This window comes from Pseudomonas parakoreensis (assembly GCF_021602155.1).
Taxonomy (GTDB): Bacteria; Pseudomonadota; Gammaproteobacteria; order Pseudomonadales; family Pseudomonadaceae; genus Aquipseudomonas; species Aquipseudomonas parakoreensis.
This window is the reverse complement of record NZ_BQHY01000039.1, coordinates 1-7,585: the sequence shown is the minus strand read 5'-3', so window position 1 is coordinate 7,585 and position 7,585 is coordinate 1. Positions and strand designations below refer to the sequence as shown.

6 protein-coding genes and 2 pseudogenes are annotated in these 7,585 nt (G+C 61.5%); 3 read left to right on the top strand and 5 right to left on the bottom strand.

Translation table 11 applies throughout. The features are described from left to right. The 4 genes and pseudogenes from L6D63_RS28890 to L6D63_RS28055 form a co-directional block, all read right to left on the bottom strand. A partial coding sequence (locus L6D63_RS28890) for a methyl-accepting chemotaxis protein (protein WP_373873765.1) occupies window positions 1–565 on the bottom strand: 565 nt, incomplete at its 3' end. A 312-nt stretch (window positions 566–877) separates the two neighbouring features. Further along, window positions 878–1,780, bottom strand: a pseudogene (locus tag L6D63_RS28885) (HAMP domain-containing protein); the annotation flags it as partial. 264 nt (window positions 1,781–2,044) lie between these two features. After that, window positions 2,045–3,397, bottom strand: a complete 1,353-nt coding sequence (locus L6D63_RS28060; RefSeq protein WP_047295719.1) for an aminotransferase-like domain-containing protein — start codon at window positions 3,395–3,397, stop codon at window positions 2,045–2,047. A gap of 192 nt (window positions 3,398–3,589) precedes the next feature. Continuing rightward, complete coding sequence (locus L6D63_RS28055) at window positions 3,590–4,351, bottom strand: SDR family oxidoreductase (protein ID WP_041073750.1); 762 nt, start codon at window positions 4,349–4,351, stop codon at window positions 3,590–3,592. Between the two features lie 237 nt (window positions 4,352–4,588). On the opposite strand from L6D63_RS28055, the gene L6D63_RS28050 reads away from it, so the two are divergent. Further along, window positions 4,589–5,593: an NADP-dependent oxidoreductase gene (locus tag L6D63_RS28050; RefSeq protein WP_047295721.1), complete on the top strand. Its 1,005-nt coding sequence runs from the start codon at window positions 4,589–4,591 to the stop codon at window positions 5,591–5,593. Window positions 5,594–5,724: 131 nt separating this feature from the next. Here the strand turns inward: L6D63_RS28050 and pyrF are convergent, their stop codons facing one another. Next, on the bottom strand, window positions 5,725–6,423 hold the full coding sequence (gene pyrF, locus L6D63_RS28045) for an orotidine-5'-phosphate decarboxylase (RefSeq protein WP_047295723.1): 699 nt from the start codon (window positions 6,421–6,423) through the stop codon (window positions 5,725–5,727). A 295-nt stretch (window positions 6,424–6,718) separates the two neighbouring features. Here pyrF and L6D63_RS28040 point away from each other — a divergent pair, with 295 nt between their 5' ends. Then, window positions 6,719–7,468 (top strand): response regulator, encoded by a 750-nt coding sequence (locus tag L6D63_RS28040; protein WP_041073744.1) that lies wholly within the window; start codon window positions 6,719–6,721, stop codon window positions 7,466–7,468. Next, window positions 7,468–7,585: pseudogene (locus L6D63_RS28035) on the top strand (two-component sensor histidine kinase); the annotation flags it as partial. The gene L6D63_RS28040 and the pseudogene L6D63_RS28035, both read left to right, overlap by 1 nt.

Sequence of the window (7,585 nt, the reverse complement as noted above, 5' to 3'; positions counted from 1 at the left end):
GCTCCCCCCCCAACCGCGCCAGCTCAACACTCGAAACCGCATTCCCCCGCATCGCCATCGAAGACTGATCCGCACTCGCACGAATACTCGTCACACTGCGATTAATCTCCTCGGCCACCGAACTCTGCTCCTCGGCCGCCGCCGCAATCTGCTGATTCATCTGCTGAATCAACGAAACCGCCGCCGCAATACTCCCCAGCGCACTCTCGGTCTGCAGCGCATCACTGACGGCAAGCTTCACCAACTCGCCACTGCTCTGAATTTGCTGCACGGAAGCATGCGCCGCCGAACGCAACGTACTGACCAGCCGCTCGATCTCCTCCGTCGACTGCTGCGTACGTCGCGCCAACGCACGAACCTCATCGGCCACCACCGCAAAGCCCCTGCCCTGCTCCCCGGCCCGCGCTGCTTCGATCGCCGCGTTGAGCGCCAGCAGGTTGGTCTGCTCGGCAACGCTTTTGATCACATCCAGCACCGTACCGATATTCTGGATCTGCGCACTGAGGCTTTCGATGCTCGAACTGGCCGACGTTGCCGAATCCGCCAGTTGCTCGATCCGCGCCATGCTCTGGCGCACCACCTGCTGCCCGGTCTCGACCTTGCCATCCGCGGTTTGCGCGGCCAGCGCGGCTTCCTCGGCATTGCGCGCCACGTCATGCACGGTGGCGGTCATCTGGTTCATGGCCGTGGCCACCTGCTCGGTCTCTTCCTTCTGGCTGTTGACCTCGAGGTTGGTCTGCTCGGTGACCGCCGACAGCGATTGCGCGGAACTGGCCAACTGCTCGATGCCCGCCTGCAATCCGCTGACAATCGTGCTCAACCCGGCCCCCATCTGCTGCATCGCCAGCATCAACTGGCCGATTTCATCACGCCGGGTAACCTCGACTTTCGCGCTCAAATCTCCGGCCGCAATCTGCTGGGCGACGCGCATCACAGCGCGCAGCGGCGCGACGATCAACCGGGTAATGACCCACGCGGCAATCAGCCCCACCAATAAGGCCAACGCCGAAGAACCGAGGATCAGCACCGAGTTTTTCTTCAATTCCACCTGCATCGCGCCGTCTTCGGCCACATAGGCCTGGTCGACACGCGACATCACTTGCGCCGCGCGCTGGTGCAACTGTTCATAGACGGTTTTTTCCTGGGCCAGCAGACCGGTGTACTCGGCCAGTTTGTCGTTGAAACCGGCGATGTGCCCGGACACTTCGTTGAGCACCGTCAAATAGCCCTCATCCTTGACCGTAGTCTTCAACTGCTCGGCCTGAGCCTGGGCCTGGGCCGCCTGTTCGATGCTGCCCTTGTCGGCACTGTCGGCATCGCCCTTGCGGCTCTGATCGAGACGAACCCGTGCCTCGTTCATCGCTTGCAGCATCAACCGCGACACCTGACTGACCTGACTGGCCTGTTCGATGAACTGCGCACCATCCTTGCCTTCGCTGTCCTTTAACGTGTACGCGCCATCATCGGCCAGCCCGGCTTGCAGCACGTCCAGGTTATTGGCCACGCTGGACACCGACCAACTGGCCATTTCCAGCGCCAGATCCTTGGCCTGGGTCAGTGAAACGAACTCGTCAAACGCCTTGCGATAGTCGCCCAAGGCTTGCTCGACATCGCTCATCACCGCCCCGTTCGCCGGCGTCTGCGCCTTGAGTTGCGCGGCCTGGGCCAACAGACCGTCGACGCCCTCGTGCACGGCATCAACCGTTTTCGGGTTGCTGTGCAGCGCATAGTCCTGCTCCAGCAACCGCACCTTGAGCAAGGCACTGTTGAGCGACGACATTTGCTTCAAGCCGTCGAAGCGCTGGCTGATGGTCTGCAGGGACCAGACTCCAATGGCAGCCACCAGCGCAGTCAACAGCAGCACCAGTACGAACCCGAGACCCAGTTTCTTTGCCATACCGAGGTTGGCAAAACGTCCTTGCACGGCCGAAATCATTGCGCGTAGTCCCCTGCCAAAGTCTGTTGCCGAAGATTCGCAACGGTCATGGAGCAGCACAAGTCTCTGGCGTCGGAATAATGGCAAAAAGCTACGCACGCGTCGTTTTCAGAACGCTTGAGGTCGATTCACGCCGGTACTGCGAAAAAACTGCCGGGCCCGTGGATCACAGGCATAGGCCACATTGATTCGCTGCCACTGACTGATCTCGCCGCTCGGACTGAAAGCCCCCGCAGGGCTGAGACTGACACCACTGCACTGCGCATGCCTGTGCAAGCGCTCCGGATCACTCAGCGGGGAGCGGGCCCAGATGAACAGGCCGCCACACGGCTTGCCGAAAACCTCCCAGCCTGCGTCCTCCAATGCCTGCAATGCGGCGACGCGGTCGGTATTCAGGCGTTGACGCTGGCGCTGGACCATTTTTCGATAGGCGCCACTGGCCAGGAGGCTCGCCAGCACCGCTTCATTGAAACTCGAGGCTCCCATGCTGCTGATCATCTTGACCCGGGCCAGACGCGCGATCAGTTCTGGCCCGGCGTATAAAAAACCGACGCGCAGCGAGCTGCTCAGCGTCTTGGAAAAACTGCCGACGTAAATCACCCGTTCATCAAGTGCGGCCAGGCGTACACCGTTGCCATTGTGCAGATCGGCGTAGACATCGTCTTCGATCAGTTGCACATCGTGCGCGTTGCACAATCGCAGGATCTGCTGTGCCACACACGGACTCAGGCAGGAACCGGTGGGATTGTGGTGATGGCTGTTGACGAACATCGCGACGGGCCGGCACTGGCGCAACAGTGCCTCCAGCGCCTGAGGGTCAGGCCCGCTTGGCGTACGCCGGACTTCCAGCAGCTGCGCGCCACGCAGGCGCAACAGCTCGAACAGCGGCGCATAGCCCGGGGTTTCGACAACAACGCAGTCCCCGGCCTTAACCAGCGTGCGCACGAGCAGATCCAGCGCCTGGCTGGCACCGGAGGTCGTCAGTACCTGTTCCGCCAGGGCCTGGATGTCGATCAGCCTGAGACGTCTGACGATCTGCGCACGCAGCGCCGCAAACCCCAGCGGGGTGCTGTAATTGAACAGACTCGCCATGTCGGTTCGCGCCACCTGACGGATTGCATAGCTCAGGTCATCGGACTCGCGCCAGCTTTGCGGCAAACCGCCCTCGCCGAGTTTCAAGCCGCTCTCGGCCCGCCCGTATTCAAGCCCGAGCAAAGCGCGACTGTGCGCGGCGACCATGAATCCCGCGCCCTGACGCGGGGCCAGGATACCTTGCGCCACCAGCCGCTCGCAGGCCTCGGTCACACACGACTGGCTGAGCAGATTGGAGCGTGCTATCTGTCTGACGGAGGGCAGTCGCGTGCTCGGCGCCACACCCGTTCGCGAGATCCACTCGGTCATTCCATCAACAATCTGCTGTACGACCGGCACCATTGCCTGTCGGTCAATTCTCAATTCCATGAGCACGCAAACTCCTGTCCGTTTTGCTGGCGGCAGTAAATCACAGCCGCGTCGTTCAGGCTGTGCGACAACGCCGTCAAAAGCAGACGTTCTAACCGTTTGATACACATTGTTTAGCGGTTTAAAGAAACGGCAGCCCAAGAATAAGAAAACCCGCGCTCAGGCGGGTTTCTCGGGTCTTGCCATTGGGCTTCAAAAGGCAGTGACGCCGCCATCCACGGCCAGAGAGTGACCGGTGGTGAACGCCGCGCCATCGCTGCACAGATACAGCACGGCACTGGCGATTTCCTCGACCTTGCCAATACGCCCCACCGGGTGCATCGCATTGGCAAACTCGCCCTTTTTCGGATCGGCCTCGTAGGCCCGGCGGAACATGTCAGTGTCGATCACCGCCGGGCACACAGCGTTGACGCGGATTTTCTTCTTCGCGTATTCGATCGCCGCCGATTTGGTCAGGCCAATCACCGCGTGTTTGGACGCCGCATAGATGCTCATCTTCGGTGCCGCGCCAAGCCCTGCCACTGAAGCAGTGTTGACGATCGCCCCGCCGCCCTGGGCCAGCAGCAACGGCAACTGGTACTTCATGCACAGCCAGACGCCCTTGACGTTGACGCCCATGATCGCGTCGAACTCGTCCATCGAGCCATCTGCCAACTTGCCTTGCTCGATTTCGATCCCGGCATTGTTGAAGGCGTAGTCGAGGCGACCGTAGGTATTGATCACCTCGTCCATCAGATTCTTCACTTCGCTTTCAACGGTAACGTTGCAGCGCACGAAGGTCGCTTCACCACCGGCTGTACGAATCAGCGCCACCGTACCCTCGCCCCCTGCCGCATCCAGATCGGCCACCACCACTTTCAGGCCTTCGGCGGCGAACGCCTGGGCGGTCGCGCGGCCAATGCCATTGGCCGCGCCAGTGACTACGGCAACCTGACCGGAAAACGTCATGCTCATTGTTATGTCCTCGGAGGAGAGATGCAGGAGGGTTTGCAGACTCGCAGCATAGCCATCACGGCCCGCCCCGCATCAGCACTATCAGAAGGCTGTTTATGCCTTCATGCGTCGCAGTGATAAAACCCGCCGGGCGACTATCACTGCACTGGATCATCGTGCATTCGCCGCATCAGCCCACCTTGCAGCATTGGCCTTGAGGGTCTATCAACAAGACTTCATTCAGTTCGAGTGCCTGCCATGACCAGCCAGACCAATCGCCAGTTCCTGCTCGCCAAACGCCCGGTGGGTGCTGCCACCCGCGAGACCTTCACTTATCAGGAAGTCCCGGTCGGCGAACCTGCGGCAGGGCAGATTCTGGTCAAGAACGAATACCTGTCCCTCGACCCGGCCATGCGTGGCTGGATGAACGAGGGCAAGTCCTACATCCCGCCGGTGGAAATCGGTGAAGTGATGCGCGCTCTGGGCGTCGGCAAAGTCATCGCTTCGAATAACCCGGGCTTTGCCGTCGGCGACTACGTCAACGGCGCCCTCGGCGTGCAGGATTATTTCCTCGGCGAGCCCAGAGGTTTCTACAAGGTCGATCCGAAACTGGCGCCGCTGCCGGTGTATTTGTCTGCACTGGGCATGACCGGCATGACCGCCTACTTCGCGCTGCTCGACGTCGGCGCACCGAAGGCCGGCGACACCGTGGTGCTGTCCGGGGCTGCGGGCGCGGTGGGCAGCATTGCCGGGCAGATCGCCAAGATCAAAGGCTGCCGGGTCGTCGGCATCGCCGGCGGGGCCGACAAGTGCAAGTACCTGATCGATGAACTGGGCTTCGACGGCGCCATCGATTACAAGCACGAAGACGTGCTGGCCGGGCTCAAGCGCGAGTGCCCGAAAGGCGTAGACGTGTATTTCGATAACGTCGGCGGCGAGATCCTCGACGCCGTGCTCAGTCGTCTGGCGCCAAAAGCCCGGGTGGTGATTTGCGGCGCCATCAGCCAGTACAACAACAAGGAAGCGGTCAAAGGCCCGGCCAACTACCTGTCATTGCTGGTCAACCGCGCACGCATGGAGGGCTTTGTGGTGATGGACTACGCCGCGCAATACGCCAGTGCCGCGCAGGAAATGGCCGGCTGGATGGCCAAGGGACAACTCAAAAGCAAGGAAGACATCGTCGAAGGTCTGCAGACCTTTCCAGAGACACTGATGAAATTGTTCAGCGGGGAGAATTTCGGCAAGTTGGTGCTGAAAATCTAAAACAAAAGATCGCAGCCTCTGTAGGAGCTGCCGAAGGCTGCGATCTTTTGATTTTGCTTGTTAAAGGCAAGATCAAAAGATCGCAGCCTTCGGCAGCTCCTACAGGTAATGCTAATACCTGCGGAAACTGATCAGGCCAGTTCTGCCACGACCGAGGCCAGGGCCTTGGCCGGATCCGCCGCCTGACTGATCGGACGGCCGATCACCAGGTAATCGGAACCGGCATCCAGTGCCTGACGCGGGGTCAGGATACGGCGCTGATCGTCCTGCGCACTGCCCGCCGGGCGAATCCCCGGGGTCACCAGTTGCAGCGAAGGATGCGCCGACTTCAGCGCGGTGGCTTCCAGCGCCGAGCACACCAGTCCATCCATTCCGGCCTTCTCGGCCAGCGCGGCCAGACGCAGCACCTGCTCCTGCGGCTCGATGTCCAGACCGATACCGGCCAGATCCTCGCGCTCCATGCTGGTCAGCACGGTCACGCCGATCAGCAGCGGTTGCGGGCCGCTGCGCTTGGAGAGCTCTTCACGGCAGGCCGCCATCATGCGCAGGCCACCGGAGCAATGCACGTTGACCATCCACACGCCCATCTCGGCAGCGGCTTTCACAGCCATCGCGGTGGTATTGGGAATATCGTGGAATTTCAGGTCGAGGAACACTTCAAAGCCTTTGTCACGCAGGGTGCCGACGATTTCCGCGGCGCAACTGGTGAACAGTTCCTTGCCCACTTTGACCCGGCACAGCTTCGGGTCCAACTGGTCGGCCAGCTTCAGTGCGGCGTCACGGGTGGGGAAATCCAGGGCGACGATGATAGGAGTCTGGCAGGCGGACATGGATGGGCTCTCAGGCAAGTCGAAATCGGCGCGCATTGTAGCGGAAGCGGCGACGGCGCGGCACCCGATGATCGGTAAATCGTCGCCGCAACCGTGATCAGCATAGCGCTCGCTGCTATTGTGTCGAACCCGATACACAACCGACACGCCGCCAACATGCGCCCGCGCTAGCCTCGCCAGCCGCAACACGTCCTTACATCAGCACTTCCCGCCTCACGGCAGGACGCCTATGCTGAAACCACCACCTCGCAGCCCATCTTTGTGGTTGGCGGCCTACTGGCAGATGAACAGCCCCATGCACAACACCCAAACGACCGTGACTGATGAGCAGAAAGACGACAAGCGCTGGAGCATCCGCGCGCTGATCGTCGATGACGATGTGCCGATCCGCGAGCTGATGATCGACTACCTCGCGCGCTTCAACATCCACGCCAGCGGCGTCACCGACGGCGCAGCCATGCGCCAGGCGATGCAGGCCGAACATTTCGACGTGGTGGTACTCGACCTGATGCTGCCCGGCGAAGACGGCCTGTCGCTGTGCCGCTGGCTGCGTGCCGAATCGGACATCCCGATCCTCATGCTCACCGCCCGCTGCGAGCCCACCGACCGCATCATCGGCCTGGAACTGGGCGCCGACGACTACATGGCCAAACCGTTCGAGCCACGGGAACTGGTGGCGCGGATCCAGACCATCCTGCGCCGGGTGCGCGATGACCGCACCGAACAGCGGGCCAACATTCGCTTCGACAACTGGCGCCTCAACAGCGTGCTGCGTCAGCTGATTGCCGACGATGGACTGGTGGTGCCGCTGTCCAATGCCGAATTCCGCTTGCTTTGGGTGTTCATTGAACGCCCGCGTCGGGTACTCAGCCGCGAACAACTGCTGGACGCCGCCCGGGGCCGTTCGATCGAAGCGTTCGACCGCAGCATCGATTTGCTGGTGTCGCGCCTGCGACAAAAACTCGGCGACGACCCGAAAGCCCCGCAGTTGATCAAAACCGTGCGCGGTGAAGGTTACCTGTTCGACGCGCGGGACATCGGCTGATGCGAGGGCGCTTCGACACGCTGTTCGGCCGCCTGTTTGGCATGCTGTTCGTGGCGATCGTCCTCGCGCATCTGTTGGCTTTTGCCTGGTTTCACCACTACGGCCCGCCCCCACCGC

What these genes read in the sequence shown, in the direction of transcription:
- L6D63_RS28050 (WP_047295721.1), top strand. Translation starts at nt 4,589, where the DNA reads ATGACCAGCCAGACCAATCGCCAGTTCCTGCTCGCCAAACGCCCGGTG.
- L6D63_RS28060 (WP_047295719.1), bottom strand. Translation starts at nt 3,397, where the DNA reads ATGGAATTGAGAATTGACCGACAGGCAATGGTGCCGGTCGTACAGCAG.
- L6D63_RS28040 (WP_041073744.1), top strand. Translation starts at nt 6,719, where the DNA reads ATGCACAACACCCAAACGACCGTGACTGATGAGCAGAAAGACGACAAG.
- pyrF (WP_047295723.1), bottom strand. Translation starts at nt 6,423, where the DNA reads ATGTCCGCCTGCCAGACTCCTATCATCGTCGCCCTGGATTTCCCCACC.
- L6D63_RS28055 (WP_041073750.1), bottom strand. Translation starts at nt 4,351, where the DNA reads ATGAGCATGACGTTTTCCGGTCAGGTTGCCGTAGTCACTGGCGCGGCC.